16 protein-coding genes are annotated in these 18,206 nt (G+C 39.5%); 4 read left to right on the forward strand and 12 right to left on the reverse strand.

Annotated features, from left to right (window positions below; genetic code table 11):
* Positions 1-11: 11 nt before the first annotated feature.
* The 6 genes from HMPREF9073_RS04035 to HMPREF9073_RS04060 all read right to left on the reverse strand — a co-directional run bounded on the left by HMPREF9073_RS04035 (position 12) and on the right by HMPREF9073_RS04060 (position 6,541).
* The gene (locus HMPREF9073_RS04035) at positions 12-1,094 is read right to left on the reverse strand and encodes a DNA replication/repair protein RecF (RefSeq protein ID WP_034555343.1); all 1,083 of its coding nucleotides are present in this window, start codon (positions 1,092-1,094) and stop codon (positions 12-14) included.
* Between the two features lie 160 nt (positions 1,095-1,254).
* Positions 1,255-1,638, reverse strand: coding sequence for a lipocalin family protein (locus HMPREF9073_RS04040; RefSeq protein ID WP_009412731.1), 384 nt, complete (start codon positions 1,636-1,638; stop codon positions 1,255-1,257).
* 154 nt (positions 1,639-1,792) lie between these two features.
* Positions 1,793-2,557 (reverse strand): leucine-rich repeat domain-containing protein, encoded by a 765-nt coding sequence (locus tag HMPREF9073_RS04045; RefSeq protein ID WP_009412732.1) that lies wholly within the window; start codon positions 2,555-2,557, stop codon positions 1,793-1,795.
* Between the two features lie 150 nt (positions 2,558-2,707).
* Positions 2,708-3,610: a hypothetical protein gene (locus tag HMPREF9073_RS04050; protein WP_009412733.1), complete on the reverse strand. Its 903-nt coding sequence runs from the start codon at positions 3,608-3,610 to the stop codon at positions 2,708-2,710.
* A 237-nt stretch (positions 3,611-3,847) separates the two neighbouring features.
* Positions 3,848-5,845 (reverse strand): excinuclease ABC subunit UvrB, encoded by a 1,998-nt coding sequence (gene uvrB / locus HMPREF9073_RS04055; protein ID WP_009412734.1) that lies wholly within the window; start codon positions 5,843-5,845, stop codon positions 3,848-3,850.
* 126 nt (positions 5,846-5,971) lie between these two features.
* Positions 5,972-6,541 carry a hypothetical protein gene (locus tag HMPREF9073_RS04060; protein WP_009412735.1) on the reverse strand — a complete coding sequence of 190 codons (570 nt, stop codon included), beginning with the start codon at positions 6,539-6,541 and terminating at the stop codon, positions 5,972-5,974.
* A 283-nt stretch (positions 6,542-6,824) separates the two neighbouring features.
* Between HMPREF9073_RS04060 and HMPREF9073_RS04065 the strand changes: the two genes are divergently transcribed.
* The 3 genes from HMPREF9073_RS04065 to aspA all read left to right on the forward strand — a co-directional run bounded on the left by HMPREF9073_RS04065 (position 6,825) and on the right by aspA (position 12,359).
* Entirely contained in the window at positions 6,825-9,029 is a 2,205-nt protein-coding gene (locus tag HMPREF9073_RS04065; protein ID WP_009412736.1) for a S9 family peptidase, read from the forward strand.
* 44 nt (positions 9,030-9,073) lie between these two features.
* Entirely contained in the window at positions 9,074-10,477 is a 1,404-nt protein-coding gene (locus HMPREF9073_RS04070) for a peptide MFS transporter (protein ID WP_009412737.1), read from the forward strand.
* A 490-nt stretch (positions 10,478-10,967) separates the two neighbouring features.
* The gene (gene aspA / locus HMPREF9073_RS04075) at positions 10,968-12,359 is read left to right on the forward strand and encodes an aspartate ammonia-lyase (RefSeq protein ID WP_009412738.1); all 1,392 of its coding nucleotides are present in this window, start codon (positions 10,968-10,970) and stop codon (positions 12,357-12,359) included.
* Between the two features lie 143 nt (positions 12,360-12,502).
* Here aspA and HMPREF9073_RS04080 read toward each other — a convergent pair whose 3' ends face one another.
* Together HMPREF9073_RS04080 and rlmB are read right to left on the reverse strand one after the other, a co-directional pair.
* Complete coding sequence (locus HMPREF9073_RS04080; protein WP_009412739.1) at positions 12,503-13,333, reverse strand: helix-hairpin-helix domain-containing protein; 831 nt, start codon at positions 13,331-13,333, stop codon at positions 12,503-12,505.
* Between the two features lie 19 nt (positions 13,334-13,352).
* Positions 13,353-14,090 carry a 23S rRNA (guanosine(2251)-2'-O)-methyltransferase RlmB gene (rlmB, locus tag HMPREF9073_RS04085; RefSeq protein ID WP_009412740.1) on the reverse strand — a complete coding sequence of 246 codons (738 nt, stop codon included), beginning with the start codon at positions 14,088-14,090 and terminating at the stop codon, positions 13,353-13,355.
* 193 nt (positions 14,091-14,283) lie between these two features.
* Here rlmB and HMPREF9073_RS04090 point away from each other — a divergent pair, with 193 nt between their 5' ends.
* Positions 14,284-14,766 carry a TonB family protein gene (locus HMPREF9073_RS04090; protein ID WP_009412741.1) on the forward strand — a complete coding sequence of 161 codons (483 nt, stop codon included), beginning with the start codon at positions 14,284-14,286 and terminating at the stop codon, positions 14,764-14,766.
* Between the two features lie 205 nt (positions 14,767-14,971).
* Here HMPREF9073_RS04090 and HMPREF9073_RS04095 read toward each other — a convergent pair whose 3' ends face one another.
* From HMPREF9073_RS04095 to HMPREF9073_RS04110, 4 genes are all read right to left on the reverse strand, one after another.
* Positions 14,972-15,739 carry a hypothetical protein gene (locus HMPREF9073_RS04095; protein ID WP_009412742.1) on the reverse strand — a complete coding sequence of 256 codons (768 nt, stop codon included), beginning with the start codon at positions 15,737-15,739 and terminating at the stop codon, positions 14,972-14,974.
* A 96-nt stretch (positions 15,740-15,835) separates the two neighbouring features.
* The gene (locus tag HMPREF9073_RS04100; RefSeq protein WP_009412743.1) at positions 15,836-16,618 is read right to left on the reverse strand and encodes a glycoside hydrolase family 16 protein; all 783 of its coding nucleotides are present in this window, start codon (positions 16,616-16,618) and stop codon (positions 15,836-15,838) included.
* Between the two features lie 38 nt (positions 16,619-16,656).
* Positions 16,657-17,403 carry a hypothetical protein gene (locus HMPREF9073_RS04105; RefSeq protein ID WP_157453486.1) on the reverse strand — a complete coding sequence of 249 codons (747 nt, stop codon included), beginning with the start codon at positions 17,401-17,403 and terminating at the stop codon, positions 16,657-16,659.
* Positions 17,404-17,433: 30 nt separating this feature from the next.
* Entirely contained in the window at positions 17,434-18,186 is a 753-nt protein-coding gene (locus HMPREF9073_RS04110; RefSeq protein WP_009412745.1) for a hypothetical protein, read from the reverse strand.
* Between the last annotated feature and the right edge of the window lie 20 nt (positions 18,187-18,206).

Here is an 18,206-nt window from a genome sequence, read left to right on the forward strand (position 1 = left end):
CGCCCCTACTTTTAGGTTACTTGAATCATCTCGTAGGCTAAGCCGGTGCTTTTTACGACTGCTTCAGTGCGTTGTGAGTGGGTATCGGTGATGAACAGCTGTCCGAAATGTTTTTGAGTTACTAATTGTACTAATTGGGTTACGCGAGTATCATCGAGTTTATCGAATATATCGTCTAAAAGCACTATGGGGGTAATCCCTAATTCTTGTTGTAAAACTTCAAATTGCGATAGCTTTAGGGCTATCAAAAACGACTTCTGTTGCCCTTGGCTACCGTATTTTTTCATTGGGAAACCTTCAATTTCAAAGAGCAAATCGTCTTTATGAATACCGGTTGTGGTGTATTGTGCACTGCGATCACGCTGAGTATTTTCGCGAAGTAGCGTTGCTAAATCGCTTTGGTGTAACTGACTTTCATACTGCAAATTCACACGTTCTTTTCCTCCTGATATATAGGCGTATTGCTCACTAAAAACAGGTAAAAACTCTTCCATAAAGGCTCGTCGTTTTTCGTAGAGGTGCTGCCCTAAGGGGGCTAATTGCTCATCATAAATACTGAGAGTTTCTACAGAAAATACTCCATTTTCAGCCATTTGCTTTAGCAGGGTATTGCGTTGCAAGAGGGTGCGGTTGTAACGCAAAAGCAGTTCTAAGTAAGCTCTATCGGTTTGCGAGATGACACTATCTAAAAACTTACGGCGGGTTTCACTACCTTCTATTATCAAGTCGCGATCGGAGGGGGAGATGATCACCATAGGGTATTTACCTATATGGTCGGCAAGGCGTTCGTAAGCTTTACCGTTGTGTTTCATCACTTTTTTTTGACCTTTTTTGAGGCTACAAACGATTTGTTCTTCGCGGGTTTCGTTTTGGAACTGCCCCTCAATGAGGTAGAACTCCTCACCGTGACGTACGTTCTGCACGGCACTTGTAGTGAAGTAGCTCTTTGCCATTCCTAAGTGATAAATAGCATCGAGGAGATTGGTTTTTCCTACGCCGTTATCGCCTACAAAACAGTTGATAGTAGGGCTAAAGGCATACGTTTGTGAGGGTATGTTCTTGTAATTGACGACGGATATTTGTTTGAGAAACATCATTTGTTAGTGCAAAGGTACGAATAATTTATGAATTACCAAATTTGTATCTCTCTTGCTTGTTTTTCTTAACTCTTAGCTCCTTTTTAATATCCCAAAGTGTTATACAATAAAAAAGAGACGAATAGTATTCGTCTCTTTTTTATAGATTTACCAAATATTATTTCCGTTTAAAGATAGCGTATGAATCACTAAAATAAACAACGCGAAGGCGAGAACCACCATTCTCTAAAACACAAGTGTAATAATGACTTGTATCACCTTTCTTTCTTATTTTATCTTTTTCACCTACCTCAGTAACATAATTGTAATCATCTATTTGAGAGTTACAATCATCTCCATTTTTCCAGTGTTTATAGTAAGTAAAACGGTCATCTGTAATAAGGAGTCTTGTTTGACCAGTGCAATTGTCAATAGGAATATCAACTCCTCCTGTTACTATTTTTACGGCTTGCCACTCACCGATGATTGAATTGCCTGTTTTATCATCGTCTTTACAAGCAAAGAGCATAAAGGCGGATAATATAAATAAAATGTTTTTCATTGTATTATTAGTTTTTAATTATTTGGTGGCAAATATACAAAACAATTTGTGATTAGCAATTAATAGCTAACAAAAAACTTTGCCAAAGGTGCGAGCCACACGGGCTATTACCTTTGGCAAAGTGTATTTTTATAAGATTGTTATAGAAGAATTTTTATTCTTCTTCTGAAATAATATTGATATATGGTTTGAAACCTTCTGCTTTTTTATACACCTCTGCTCTTCCTTTAGGTACATAAATATGTCCTTTTACAATAGGTTCATAATCTTGCTTTACATAATTAATTTTTGAGCCAAAAATAATTGATATTCTTGGAGGAGTTTGTCCTTTAAAAGTTACACTACTTAACTTTTCACAAGAATCAAAAGCTGCACCTGCAACATTCAGTACGTTCTTAGGAATAGTAACTGAAGCAATTACTTTATTAGATTCAAAAGTTCTCCTTCCAATGGCTTGTAAGCTTTCTGGAAAGTTGAGAACAGGAATTTGGCACTCAGAAAACGCTTCATCATCAATGGTAATAAGTCCCTCTGAAAACTGAACAGAAGTAAGTGGAGTTTCAGCAAAAGCACCTGCACCAATCACTTGTACTCCTTTAGGAATAACAATACTTCTAAGTTTAGTTTTATAGAAAGCTATGTTATCAATACCTGTCAGTCCCTCAGGTAGAGTAATACTTCCTAAGGTTTTGTGTTGAGAAAAAGCCTGAAGACCAATGGTTTTTACATTTCTAAGTACCGCATCTGCTTGCATATTGAGCACTGCTGTGTTCTCGTTTTTCCATTTTACTAAGGTGAGTCCATCAGCACTCAATTCATAATCAGAAGCAGGAATAGTAACTACATTTTCATCATTACCTTTGTCCTTTTTACAAGCAAAGAGGATAAAAGCGGATAATATAAATAAAATGTTTCTCATTGTATTATTAGTTTTTAATTATTCGTGGCAAAGATACAAAACAATTGATAATTAACAATTAATAGCCAACAAAAAACTTTGCCAAAGGTGCGAGCCGCACGGGCTATTACCTTTGGCAAAGTGTATTTTCTAATTGAGGTTTAGATGTTTTTAGTAAGTGTATTCAGTGGTTTGGACAAGTGCTTCACCAGCAGTTTTATCTTCAGGTACTGAATAAACTTTGATTTGGATAGGATAATCACCATCATACTGAATATCGTAACGATATACGGCTTTAGTAACTTTTGAATTAGCAAGTTCAGTAGTTATTACTGTTTTTTTTGTGATATTGTTAGGAGTAAGGGTTACGAAATGATCGGGAGTAGCTTGTACTCTAAAGCTAACGTACTCAGGGTTAATTTTAGTATCATACTCATAAGTTGTCTCGTAGTTATGAGTAGCCGTTCTGTACTCATCTTTTACTACATTGCCATTAGCACCTAATGTATAGACGTGCCATTCGTTTACATCATCTCCTTTTTTAGCTTTATCTACTGAATAAGAAGTTTTAGTAACTCTCACCATATTAGCACTAGGATACTCAAAAGTAGTGGTAATATAATCCCCATCACCATTACTAGCAGGTTTTTCTACTTTTTTGGTCAATTTGTCATTAGCATACTCGTAATTCTTAATTATATAAGGAAGTGTAACAAAAACCCTTTCCTCTTTTTCTAACTTTCCATTAGCATTGTAAGAAAAGTTACTAAGATACCAAACACTTGGCTCATCAGTAGGGTCTACTTTAGAAATCAAGCGGTTGTTACTGTCATAAGTAAATTCGTGGGTTTTTACTTTTCCTTTAGTAGAAGAACCTTGATAAGTAGTAATTGTTTCTTTTTTAGGATGAGTAGCATCTTGCATTTCATAAGTATGCACAACACGTTCTGTTCCTACAATTTGTGTGATTTTTGTAGGGAATTTTCCACTAATGTGGTCATCTTCCTTGTCATCACTTTTGCTGCAAGCTACAATAGCTGCTGTTGCCATTAAGGCCAAAATTGTCTTTCTCATTGTATTATTAGTTTTTAATTGATGGGGGCAAATATACAAAACAATTTGTGATTAGCAATTTTTTTAACATTTTAATTCAGGAAAATCTCAGAAAATCTCAGAAAATCTAAGAGAATCTTGGAGAGACTCAGAGAGTATCAGAGAGAAAAATCTTTATTTATAAAGGTTGTCATCAACTTTGGCAAAGGAGCAAGTCGCTAATTCTCTAATTTGCTAATTCTCTAATTTGCTAATTCTCTAATTTGCTAATTCCTGCAATTTCTTTAGTTCATCGCGGTATTGGGCAGCTTTTACGAAATCAAGGTCTTTGGCTGCTGCCTCCATCAATTTGCGTGTCTCCTTGATTTTCTTTTCCAACTCCTTAGCCGATAAATATACTGATTGGGTTTCCGCAGCTATGTGTTCCTTAAACGAAGGATCGTAGTGAAATTCGGTTATAGGGCTCTTGCTGAGGCTGTTCTCTATCTTCTTGTGCAAAGGCTGAGGCGTGATGTTGTGCGCTTTGTTGTAGTTCATCTGTTTTTCACGGCGGTAATTGGTATCATCTATGGTGCGTTGCATACTCTCAGTAATCTTATCGGCGTACATTATCGCTTTGCCATTCACGTTGCGGGCAGCCCGTCCTACCGTTTGAGTGAGCGAACGAGTGGAACGCAAAAAGCCTTCTTTATCGGCATCGAGGATAGCGACGAGCGATACTTCGGGCAGGTCTAAGCCCTCACGGAGGAGGTTTACCCCTATGAGCACATCAAAGAGTCCTTTGCGGAGATCTTGCATAATCTCCACGCGCTCCAATGTATCCACATCGCTGTGAATATAACGACACCTAACGCCAATGCGAGTGAGGTATTTGGTAAGTTCCTCTGCCATTCGCTTGGTAAGGGTGGTTACCAATATACGCTCGTCTTTTTCGGTGCGCACTTGTATTTCTTCTACCAAATCATCTATCTGGTTGGCACTGGGTCGCACTTCTATTTCAGGGTCGAGCAAGCCAGTGGGGCGTATTACCTGCTCTACGTACACGCCTTGTGTTTGCTGGAGCTCATAGTCGGCGGGGGTAGCACTCACGTAAATCACTTGATTTTGAAGCGCTTCAAACTCCTCAAACTTCAACGGACGGTTATCCATCGCGGCGGGCAATCGGAAACCGTATTCCACGAGATTCTCCTTACGACTGCGGTCGCCACCATACATCGCGTGCACTTGTGAGACGGTTACGTGACTCTCGTCGATCACCATCAAGAAATCTTTAGGGAAGTAATCAATCAAGCAAAACGGACGAGTACCAGGTTCTCTACCGTCTAAATAGCGAGAGTAGTTTTCAATACCCGAACAATAGCCCAATTCGCGTATCATCTCAAGGTCGAACTCAGTGCGTTCTTTCAATCGTTTGGCTTCTAAAGGTTTGCCTGATGCCTCGAAGAACTCTACCTGTTTCACCAAATCTTGTTGAATGTTCCATATTGCTTTTTGGAGAATATCAGGGGAGGTAACGAACATATTAGCGGGGTAGATATTGAGGCTCTCGTAGTGGTCTAACACGTGATTGGTAGTAGGGTCAAACTGCTCTATCTCTTCAATTTCATCGCCAAAGAAGTGAATGCGGAAGGCGTTGTCGTCATAACCTGGGAAGACATCAAGCACATCGCCTTTGATGCGGAAATTGCCGTGCCTAAATTCGGCGGTCGTGCGGGCATAGAGACTTTGTACTAATCTATGCATCAGCTTGGTACGGGGGAGTACGTCGCCTTGCTTTAGGGTGATTACGTTCTTTTGGAATTCCACAGGGTTACCGATACCATACAAACACGACACCGATGCGACAACCAGCACATCACGCCTTCCCGACAAGAGGGCAGAAGTTGTACTAAGGCGCAGTTTTTCAATTTCATCGTTGATAGAGAGGTCTTTTTCGATATAAGTACCCGTGGAAGGGATATAGGCTTCTGGCTGATAGTAGTCATAATAAGAAACGAAGTATTCCACCGCGTTATTGGGGAAGAAAGCCTTAAATTCAGAATACAACTGGGCAGCCAGCGTTTTGTTATGAGCCAACACAAGAGTAGGGCGCTGAATGCGTTCTACCACATTAGCGATAGTAAAAGTCTTTCCAGAGCCCGTAACGCCTAATAACACTTGGTACTTATCGTCGCGCTCTATACCTTTTACTAACTGGTCGATAGCCTGAGGTTGGTCGCCCGTAGGGGCAAAATCGGAAACTATATTGAATTTCATTATTTTAGATATTATAAAGTAGGTTTAAAAAGGGGTACAAAAGTACTATTTTTTACTGAGATTGCCAAAAAGAAGGAAAGTGAGTACTATATAGGCACACAAGCTATGAACTCGCAGTTTGAGACCTCACTTGAAAACAAACTTCGTTTGATGTGGTACTTTATAGCATTCGTACCTACTGCAATGGGTGCTAATAAATTCTATAATGCGCTCTATTTCATCATTGACATTCTCTTTGAAAAATGCAGTGTCAATCTCTATAAAATGTTTATCAAAAGGCGTTGATGAAAACTTATTAAACTTAACCGTAGCTTTATTTTTCAAAACTATCACCATACTACTGTATTTTTTAGAAGGCTTTCGCATCATTACTCTCTTTCCAAAGTTAATATGAGCAATCTCTTCCCACTTTTCCTTTCCCTGAATATATTCATCAAAAAGAATACCTTCATCAGTGAAAGTTATTTTAGGGTCTTTTAACCGAAGAAAAAAGAACTCTCCTTTTAACGCCTTAAAAAATATAAATGCTATGAAAAACATCAGTAAGCCTATCGCTATATTTTTTCGTTCAAAAAAATATTCTGACCTATAAGATGTTATAATATAGAAAATCAAAGGCATTACTGAAAGTAACAAAAATACGATTGTATGAAAAATACTTTGCTTTTTACTCAAATATATTGTAAGTGTTCCCATTGTTCATTAATTTGTCAGACCAGTCACGATAAGACGGCTCGTTTTGAGGTACAAAAATAGTACTTTTTATCAATATATCCAAAACTTGTAATCCATTAAAAATCAGCTTAAAAAAAACCTCTCCCCAAAAAAAGATGTTAAAAAATTGCTGCTATCTCAAAAATTATTCCTAATATTGACGGCTCAAATCAGTTACGAATGACGAATGACGAATGACGAAATATACCTTAACAAGTTACGAATGACGAATTACGAATGACGAATTACGAATGACGAATTACGAATGACGAAATATACACTACATAAAAACTTATATGGGCGCAAGGCTTTGTACTTTTGCGCACTTCTGCTTATCTGTTACTTATTACCTGCTACTTATTACCTATTGCCTGCCCAAACACTTCAAGAGATTTGGACTAAGGGCACTTTCTACCCTGAGCGTATGTTCAACCTCAAAGCGTTGCAACACACTCCTCAATACACTGTGTTAGAGTACAATCGCGAAAAACGCGCTCAAGAAATCAACCTCTACGACTTTGCAACGCTCACCAAAGTACAAACCCTCTTTCAGGCTAACGATAGAGTGAGTAGGATTGAAGGTTATGATTTTTCAGCCGATGAGAAAAAACTCCTTATCGCTACTCGCAAAGAGGACATCTACCGCCATTCGTTTATAGCCGATTATTTTCTGTACGACCTCACCACTGGCGACCTTAAAAAAGTGAGCGACAAGCGCATACAAGTCCCTACTTTTTCACCTAACGGTAAGCAATTGGCTTTTGTATACGAAAACAACTTGTATTTATACGACCTCGCCACTGGCGAAGAAACCCAAATCACTACCGACGGACAAAAGAATGCTATTATCAACGGCACTGCCGATTGGGTGTATGAAGAAGAGTTCGGGATTGTGAAACTCTTTGCTTGGAATGCCGATGGCAGTCAGTTAGCGTTTATACGTTCGGATGAGCGCAAAGTACCCGAATTTTCAATGGATATCTACGGTTACGACCTCTACCCTACCCCTTATACTTTCAAATATCCCAAAGCAGGGGAAGCTAATTCGGCGGTGAGTTTGCACATCTACACTGTGGCTAACCAATCGGTTGCCGAAATACCACTCAATGCCTATTATATCCCGCGTTTGCAATGGACAAACGACCCTCATAAACTCACAGTGCAGACCCTCAACCGCCACCAAAACGATTGGCAACTTTTACAAGTGAATAGCCAGACGAAGGCAACGACTTCCTTAGTGAAGGAAACCAGCGCGACTTATGTAAGCATTAACAAGGATATACTATTTTTACCCGATAATAGCTTTATTTACCAATCGGAGAAAGACGGGCATAACCATTTTTACTATTGTAATGCCAAAGGAAAATTGGTACGCCAACTCACACGCGGCAATTGGGAAGTAACCGATTGCTATGGTTATGACCCTAAAACCCAACAGTTGTTCTACCAATCTACCCAAATAGGTTCTACCCGCCGAGGACTCTATGCAGTGAGCCTCAAAGGCAAAGCCCCTCGCGCACTCTCTACTGAGGCAGGAACGAACAAAGGCACATTCAGTGGCGATTATACAATGTATATTCACGCTTTTGCCAATGCTACTACGCCTCCGCGCTATACGCTGAACGACACCAAAAACGGCAAACAACTCAAAGAAATCATTAGCAATGCCGAATATACCCAGCGACTCAAAGCTTACAATTTGCCCGAAAAAGAGTTTATGGAACTAAAAACTGCTAAGGGTACTTTCAACGCTTATATGCTCAAACCTAAGGATTTCGACCCTAAAAAGCAATACCCCCTATTGATGTACCAATACTCAGGACCAGGCTCACAAGAAGTAGCCGACCAGTGGTGGGATATGAACGACTTTTGGCACGCAATGCTCACCCAAAAAGGCTATATAGTGCTATGTGTAGACGGTCGTGGCACGGGCTATAAAGGAACTGACTTTAAGAAATGTACCTATCAGCAACTGGGTAAATACGAAGTTGAAGACCAAGCTGATGTCGCCCAGCTGGTAGGCGATTATCCTTATATCGACAAGAGCAGAATAGGAATATGGGGTTGGAGTTTTGGTGGATTTATGTCGTCTAACTGTCTGTTTCAAAAAGGCGATATATTCAAAATGGCAATAGCAGTAGCCCCTGTTACCAATTGGCGTTTTTACGACACTATTTACACCGAGCGCTTTATGCGTACCCCCCAAGAGAATGCCAAGGGTTACGACGAAAATTCACCGTTGTTTCACGCTGCCAAACTCAAAGGAAAATACCTGCTCATTCACGGTAGTGCCGACGACAATGTACACGTACAGAACGCAATGGTGCTGATAGAAACTTTAGTGAGTTTGCAAAAAGATTTCGATTGGCTCATCTATCCTGATAAGAACCACGGTATTTACGACAACACCGGCAGCACACGCTTTCAGTTATACACAAAAATGACGAATTTTATTGAACAAAACTTATAAACTGTAGAATTTTAATTTATAAACAAACCTTAATTTATTAATAAATGGATACAAACGTAGAAAATGAGAAGAAAAAGCACCCTAAGGGGCTTTATTTGGTGTTCCTAACAGGGATGTGGGAGCGTTTCAGTTACTATGGAATGCGCGGTATTTTGATGTTATACCTCACCAAAACGTGGCTTGAAGGCGGTTTGGCTTTCGATAAAGCTACAGCGAGTCTTATTTATGGCTTTGCCACTGGTCTCACCTATTTCACCCCGCTAATTGGTGGATGGATAGCCGATAACTTCTTAGGACAACGCAAATCGGTGTTGTTAGGAGGATTTATAATGTTCTTGGGTGAGGCAACCCTCTTTGCTTGGACGAGCCACGCAGGACTTTATTTAGGGCTCTTCCTGCTCATCATTGGTAATGGGTTCTTTAAACCAAACATTTCAGCCTTAGTAGGAGGACTCTATGAATCGGGTGATAAACGCCTTGACTCAGCTTTCTCTATTTTCTATATGGGTATCAACTTAGGGGCTTTCTTGGCACCTCTTATCACCGGATTCCTCACCGATAATATCTTTGCCAAAACCGCTATTGATGCCAATACAGGCGAAGTGGCAATGTCGTTCGGTTACAAATTCGGCTTTGGAGCAGCGGCTATAGGGATGCTCATCGGTGAATTGATATTTATTTTCTTTGCACAGAAATATTTAGGAGACCTCGGTTTGAAAGCCAAAGGCTCAACCAAAAAAGCAGTAGAACTTTCAGAAGCTGAAGCTCATAAACCACTTACCAAAGAAGAAAAAGAACGTATTGCAGTAATCTTTATCTACTTCTTCTTTGCGATATTCTTCTTTGCTGGCTTTGAACAAGCGGGTTCATCACTCACCCTCTACACCGATAGTTATATCAACCGTGTAGTAGGTAGCTTTGAAATTCCTACCGCTTGGTTCCAATCAGTAAACCCATTGTTTATCGTGTTGTTAGCTCCAGTGTTTGCAACATTCTGGGGTACTAAAATGGGACAACGCCTCACTACACCTTTCAAAATGGGATTAGGGATGATCCTTCTTGGGGTAGGGTTCTTCTTTATGCTTGGCGCTGTGTACGAACGCGGTGGCGCTATAGGGGTAGACCCTAAAGATGTTGCTGTAAAAGCGAGCTTGGCGTGGTTGATACTCACTTACCTCACCCATACCATCGGTGAGTTGTGCTTATCGCCTGTAGGACTTTCTACCGTTACTAAACTTTCACCTCCACGCTTAGCAGGACTTATGATGGGAGTTTGGATGATGGCAGCCTTCTTTGCCAACTCCATAGGAGGGGTAATTGCTTCTTATGTAGAAAAACTCGGTGCGAGTGTAGTGTTTACTGCCGTATCAGGATTTGTAATCCTCTGCGGTTTAGGAATGATACTCCTCAACAAGAAACTTCAAGCAATGATGCACGGAGTAAAATAACAATTAACAATTAACAGTTAAAAATTAACAATTAACGGTTAATAGATAACAATTAAAAAATCCTCTTGCGGTTGCTACTGCAAGGGGATTTTTTTGAATTATCTTTTAAAATTTACTACTGGTGCAATTGATTTCTATAGATTAAATTCTCCCACGGAGTTCACTACAAAAATAACTGAAAAATCACTTCAAAATAAAAATAGTGAATGTTGTTTATGATTTATCGGACGAGGCGGACGAGGCGGACGGGTCAGACAAGTCTGACGAGGCTAACACCTGAAACCTATCCCCTGACCCCTGAAACCTATCATCGGGGCAAAGGTAATAAAAAATAGTTTAATGTCCTAATTTAAGTGTATGGCAATAGATTTTCATTACCAAAAGTTTATACTTCTTTTTCTTTCTTATATCAGAAATCTTTCGTAATTTTACCGCGATTTTTTCTAATTCCTAACTCCTTATTTTCTAACGACTAACAATAATAATAATTATGACAAAATTTAGAACAGAATCAGACCTTATCGGCGATTTGCAAGTGCCCGCCGATGCTTATTACGGTGTGCAAACTCAACGCGCTATCGAGAATTTCCGCATTACCGGCACTAAAATGGGTGACTATCCCGCTTTTGTGAAGGCTATTGGCTATGTGAAACTGGCTGCTGCTCAAACTAATCACGCTTTGGGGCTATTGCCCGATACACTCCTCAAACCTATCAGCGAGGCTTGTAAAGAAGTGATTGCTGGGAAATTTGACAGTCAGTTTTTGGTGGATATGATTCAAGGGGGAGCAGGTACTTCGGTGAATATGAATGCCAATGAAGTGATTGCTAACCGCGCTTTAGAGCTTATGGGCTACGAGAAAGGCGATTATTTACACTGCTCACCTAACGACCACGTGAATCAATCGCAATCTACTAACGATGCTTATCCTACCACCGTGAAATTGGCGGTGATTATGATGAATAAAACCCTTATTGAGAAATTGCAATTGCTCATCAAGGCTTTCCGCAAAAAAGGACAAGAGTTTGCCGATGTAATTAAAATGGGTCGCACCCAATTACAAGATGCAGTACCTATGACCCTTGGTCAAGAGTTTGAGGCTTTTGCAGCCAACTTAGAAGAGGAAATCGCTCGCCTGCAAAGCAATGCCAATCTTTTCTTGGAAATCAATATGGGAGGAACCGCTATCGGTACAGGGCTCAACGCTCCTAAAGGCTATGCCAAACTATGTGCTGAGAACTTAGCCAAACTCACTGGCGATGCTTTTGTAACCGCTGCGAACCTCGTAGAAGCTACTCCTGATACTGGGTCTTACGTGATTTACTCATCGGCATTGAAACGTATGGCGGTGAAACTCTCTAAAATTTGTAACGACTTGCGTTTGCTCTCTTCAGGACCTCGTGCAGGACTCAACGAAATCAATCTTCCTGCTATGCAACCAGGCTCGTCTATTATGCCAGGGAAAGTAAATCCTGTAATCCCCGAAGTGGTGAACCAAGTGTGCTACAAGGTGATAGGCAACGACCTTACTGTTACTTTTGCTGCTGAGGCTGGTCAGTTACAATTGAATGTAATGGAGCCTGTATTGTGCCAAAGCATTATAGAATCAATCGTATTCTTAGAACGCGCTATTGATACTTTGCGCACTAAATGCGTGGAAGGCATCACTGCCAACCGCGAGGTGTGCCTCAATATGGTGAAAAACAGCATTGGTATTGTAACAGCTCTCAACCCTCATATCGGTTATAAGAACAGTACCAAAATTGCCAAAGAAGCCTTACAAACAGGTAAATCAGTTTATGATTTGGTGTTAGCACACGGATTGCTCTCTAAAGAGAAATTAGATGAAGTGTTAGACCCTAAAAATATGCTACACAATTAAGAAATTTGGAAATTAGCAAATTTGGAAATTAAAAGAGGTGGCTCATTGTTGGGCTACCCCTTTATTTTTATGCTGATAGACTTTGTGATAGACTTTGTCAAAGTCCAAGGACTTTGACAAAGTCTATTGGCAAACTGTAGTGCCTATTCAATATACAAATACAACTGCAAGCGGGCGATGCGTTCTTTATCAAAACCTTCGATTTGCAAAAGGTCATCAAAAGATTTGATAGCACCGAGTTCTGAACGCAAGCCTACAATCTTCTTACCTTCGCCGTATTTCACATAGGGTATTTTGCTCAGTTCATACATATTGAGTGCATTGATGTTCTTTTTCTCTATCACGGGAGCAGTTTGTACCTCAAAGCGTTCGGCTACACGTTGGTAGACCTCTTTGTCAAGTCCGTATACCTCAGCCACTTGGTCGATATAGGTAAAGCCGTGTAGTTTGTCGCGGTATTTCAAAATACGGTTAGAAAAACCCTCGCCTATGCCGTAGATTTTCATCAGCGCTTCGGCAGTAGCCGTGTTGATATCTTGTTTGGGAAAATGTTTAGAAGAGGGATACTCATAGTTATAAGCAGTTGTTTTGCGATTTTTCACCCAGTCGGGGAATTTGAAAGAAGGAGCAATTTTGGCGAGCACACTATCCGAAACACCCGTTACTTGTTGGAATTCTTGAGCCGAATTTACGTACCTATTCTGTGCGCGAAAGGCTTGTAAACGGTCGATTTGCTCTGGAGTAAGTCCGAGTTTAAAACCTTTATAGTCAGTGATGAAATTAGGATTAAAGGGATAGATGGTATCCTTTTTAAGGGCAGTCGCGAGTGCCCTTAACGAATCCATTTCGCGGTAGCCCAACGCAGTTTCGACGGGAGTGAAAGTATGGCAAAATTCACAGTTGCGAAAGGCGAATTGCAGCGCGACGATAAGAACGAGGAGCAGTATAACTCCTCGAGTTTGTTGGCGGTTCATTGGTGTTAGGAGTTAGAGGTTAGAGGCGTTGTTTTACTACTTCGTATAAGAAGACGGCACAAGCTACCGAAACGTTTAGCGAACTAATATCGCCTACCATTGGCAATTTGGCTTTGCTATCTACTACCTTCAATACAGCAGGCGATACACCTACATCTTCAGCGCCCATCACAATAGCGGTAGGCACGGTAAAGTCTTCGGCGTATAGCAATTGGTTTGTTTTTTCGGTCGCTGCTACTACCCTGATGCCACTGCCTTGCAGGTAATACACAGCATCTACGAGGTTTTCGACCTTGCAGATAGGCACGCGAAACACAGCTCCAGCCGAGGTTTTGACAGTATCGGCGGTGATGCTCACACTGCCGCGCTTAGGAATGATAATCCCCGAAACGCCTGTACACTCTGCCGTGCGGATAATTGCCCCAAAGTTGCGCACATCCGAGAGGTGGTCTAACACAAGAAAAAGCGGTGTGGCTCCGCTTTCGGTAACCGAAATCACCAAATCCTCAAAATTGTGATAATCTACGGGGGAAAGATTTGCCACTACCCCTTGGTGGTTTTTCTTGGTAAGGCGGTTCAGCTTCTCAACGGGCACATACTGCACTGGCACTTGGGCTGCTTGCAATAAGGGCATTAACTCTTTATACAAACCACCTTGTAAGCCTTTTTGCAAAAAGACTTTATCGATGGTTTTGCCTGCTTTGAGGGCTTCTATCAGGGCACGAATGCCGTATATTTGAGTTTCTTGTTCTTGCATATTGTAGTATGATAGATGTTTATTTTTATTATAGAGGGGACAAAGATAAGGAGTTTTCTGCAATAGAGCTAACCTTTTTGCAATATCCCCACTTTTTTAAAGGATTAATGCTTTTTAGTTGACCATAAAAAAATCCTAATCGCAAATAAAGCTTGGCATATTTATTGTGCTTTTTAGCTAAAACACACAAACAATGAAAACCTTATCAAAAATCTTTTTAGCAATATGCTTAGCAGTTGTAGCCAACGGCTATGCACAAGTTAAATTAGGCATTCCTACTCCTTCAGAAGAAAAACCTCCAATTGATATTCCATTTGCTATTGCAGAAGAAAAACCTATGTTTGAAGCCTGCAAAGAAGTTCCTAACGACAGACAAACTGAATGCTTTAAAAAGCAATTAGATAACTATGTGAAGATTCATTTAAAATATCCTCCAAAATCCCTTGCGGCGAAAATAGAAGGAAGATCGATGATTGTTTTTCGCATCAATACTGATGGCACTGTTACCATAATAGGAAAACGTAGCACTGACGAAATATTGGAAGAAGAAGCCGTTTTTCTTATTAATAGCTTACCCTGTCTTATCCCAGGTAAAATGAAAGGCGTCCCAACCGCTGTGACCTTTGCTTATCCCATTAATTTCAAACTGCCAGATAATTCTTCCAATAACAAATGACCAAATAGGCTCATTCTTAGAGGGCGATTTGCAAATCGCCCCTACAATATACAAAAAAAGCAACTGATTATCAGAGTAATCAACTTTGCCAAAGGTCGTAGTACGACAAACAATTGAAACTTTAGCAAAGTGTAGCGACACAAATGCGATTTTAAGTTTTTTAGAATATTTTCAATTGAGCAAAAACGGATAAAAAACTTCAGTTTCATTTCAAAAACCTCCACCAATTCACTCCAAAGAATAAACAAAAAACGAATAATACAAGGAGTACTAAAATAGTTATTGTAACATTGGTCTCTATCTTTTTCCAACCTCCATAAGTTCCATAAACACTCATACTTAAATGCAAAAATGGCATTATAGAAGTCATAAAAGCTATAAGAATAAGAGGTATAGCGATGAAAAATAAGCCTTTAGGTAGTAGAAAAATACTTGCACATAAAATCAACATAAATAAAGCAACAGAGCTCATTTCAATCAAAAAACTTATACAGCTATGAGCTACATTCACTGAAGGGTGTTGCAGAATAAAAGGGCGTTGGGTTTTGGCATACTGCTCAGCTTTGGGTTGCTCGTCGATAGGTGTAAAATCGAGGTGTATTTTGTATTTAGGAATGGGGGTATTCACAAAGGCTTTTACTTCAGGAGTGAAGAAAATATTAGGATTAATCATCTTAAGGTCTTTGAGCAAACGCTGCATTGTATCACCATCCAACACATTGTAACGCAAGTATTGTGGTGTTTTGCCTTTCACAGCAAATTCATAGTAAATACAATAAGTAATTGTGCCTCTATAGTAAGTCCCTTTTTCATAACATCGCACCGAGAGTATATCCTTAATTTTTATAGGTTTCATATTAGGGAGAGGAGCACAAGTAGTCCTCAGCACGCCGTTTTCAATATGAACAGCGTGCTTGCAAAACCCTAAAGAGAAGACTCTTAAAGCGGCACTGGCTTTATATTTTCTTTCCATTTTTTATTTTTATTAAAAGCCCACGAATTACACGAATTTTCACGTGACGGTGAATTATTTCGTAAATTCAGATACTTTCTCACACCTCAATAACAATCAATCAGTTTTTTGGTAATACCGCACCCAATCTATGTACATTTTTACGGGCTTTTTGAAGGGTTTTACATCTCCTACCCAACTGCCACCAAGTTGCATATCAATTAGCAGGTAGTAAGGTTCTTGTGTGAAAGGATATTGTCCTTCGGTTTCTTTTTCAGGTATGCGTGGGTAAGTAAGTGAAAGACTATCGTTTACATAAAGACGTACAGCTTCCTTATCCCATTCTACAGCATATACATTGTAGTCAGTTGGGCGGATGGGGGCTGTTGCTGAGTGTTTGGGGTACTCCGTATTGCCTTTTTGAGTGTAGGGCGAATGTACGGTTTGGTATACAAAAGCATCGTTGTTGAGGCGCTCAAGAATATCAATCTCACCTCCTTTAGGCCATTTAATACTTTGGGGAAGCATCCAAATGGCAGGCCAAGAACCTTGTACGCCCTCTAACTTACAGCGCACTTCTATCCTCCCAAAAGTAAAATACATCTTGCCTTTGGTAAAAACACCTCCGGTAATGTACTGATTGGGGTCGGTTTTGTGGCGTGGGTTGGGTTTGCCTGACAAAATAAGGTTACCTTTTTTAATTTTAAACAGACTTTTGTGATCGCTCATTGTATTGCACCAATCAATTTTTTCACAACGGGGGATTTTAGACCATACAGCCGTTGAAAAGATATCTTTGCGATTAAAATCGTCTTCCCATACCAATTGCCACGCAGTTGAGGTTTGCGAATAAGTTTTGGCAATAGTAATTAAAACTATGAATAATAATACTTTTTTCATTCCATTTTTATTAAAAGCCTACGAATTTCACCTTTTTGCTAAAAAAAATATATTAGAAGTTCTAAGAACAAAGCAAAAAACCAACAAAAACCACCTATATAAACGTATTTCAAAAGTTTTTGTTTTCCTTCATAAAGACCATAGAGAGCCATTCCTAAATGAAACATCACTATAGAAAAGGCAACTATTGAAAGTGTTATAAAAACCGATGAAATCCAGACACTTACCCCTTTAAATATTTGTCCCCACCAAATCCAAAATGGCATTATCACAAAAAAAGGGATTGCACCTAACAAAAGTGTCAGCCAAAGATGAGCAACTTCTTTTGAGGGGTGTTGCAAGCGAAATTCCAAACTTACTTTTGCTTCGCGCTCTTCCTTATTTTTTTGGTTGATAGGTTTAAAATCAAAATGGATTTTATAGGGCTGAATAGGAGTATTGATAAACATCTGCAGTTCAGGAGGGTAATAAATCTTAGGGTTCAGTATTTTGAGGTCTTTTAGCAATTGTTGCATTTCATCGCCATCTAACACGTAGTAGACAATCAAGCGTGGTTTTTCGTTTTTTACAAAAAACTCGTAATAGGTAACTTCAAAAGTTCCTCCTTCATTGTCATAATGCTCTACTTCTCTATAACGTATAGTAGTAATATTCTCTACTTCCATTGGTTTAAAGCTAAATAAGGCATAAGTAGAGCGCATTCGCCCTGCCGCAATGCTAATCGCATCGCGACAAAGTCCTAAAGAGAGGACTCTTAAAACGGCACTGGCTTTATATCTTTTCAATTGACAATTGATAATTTACAAACATTTACTTTAGATTATAACTCCTAATGATCCAAATAACAGCCCTAAAAAGAGACAAATAGCAGCTATGTAAAGGTTTTTCTTTATTTTTTGCCAGCCATCAGAAGAACCATATAAAGCTAAAGACAGCCCCATCCCCACATTAAAAAGAGGAAAAAAACTTACTGCCATTGGAGGAATGAACATAGAATTTGTTCTGCTTCCAAAACATCCTAATAAAACTCCCAAAACAATTGAATTCCCTATGAAAATAGGTGCCATAACTAAAATAATCATCAGCCAATTATGAGCTACATCCACTGAAGGGTGTTGCAGAATAAAAGGGCGGTGGATTTTGGCATAACGCTTAGCTTTGGGTTGCTCGTCGATAGGTGTAAAATCAAAATGGATTTTATAGGGCTTAATATATGTATTCATAAATTCCCGTATTTCAACAGAGTACTCAACCTTAGGATTGAGCTGCCTTATATCTTTTAGTAGCTGTTGCATTTCTTTGGCATAGAGCAGATAAAACCTTAACAAACGATGTTTTTCACCTTTTACAACAAATTTATAATAGGTTCTATTTACATACCCTCCTTTTACCCTTACTCTTTTAGTATAACACTCTATATAAGTAATATCCTCTATTTTAATAGGTTTTATCCTAAACAGAAAACCACAAGTAGTACGCAACACCCCGTTTTTAATACTCACAGCGTGTTGAAAAATTCCTAAAGAGAGGACTCTTAAGGCGGTACTGGCTTTGTATTTTCTTTCCATTTTTTATTTTTATTAAAAGC

The organism is Capnocytophaga sp. oral taxon 326 str. F0382, assembly GCF_000318295.1.
Lineage (GTDB): Bacteria > Bacteroidota > Bacteroidia > Flavobacteriales > Flavobacteriaceae > Capnocytophaga > Capnocytophaga periodontitidis.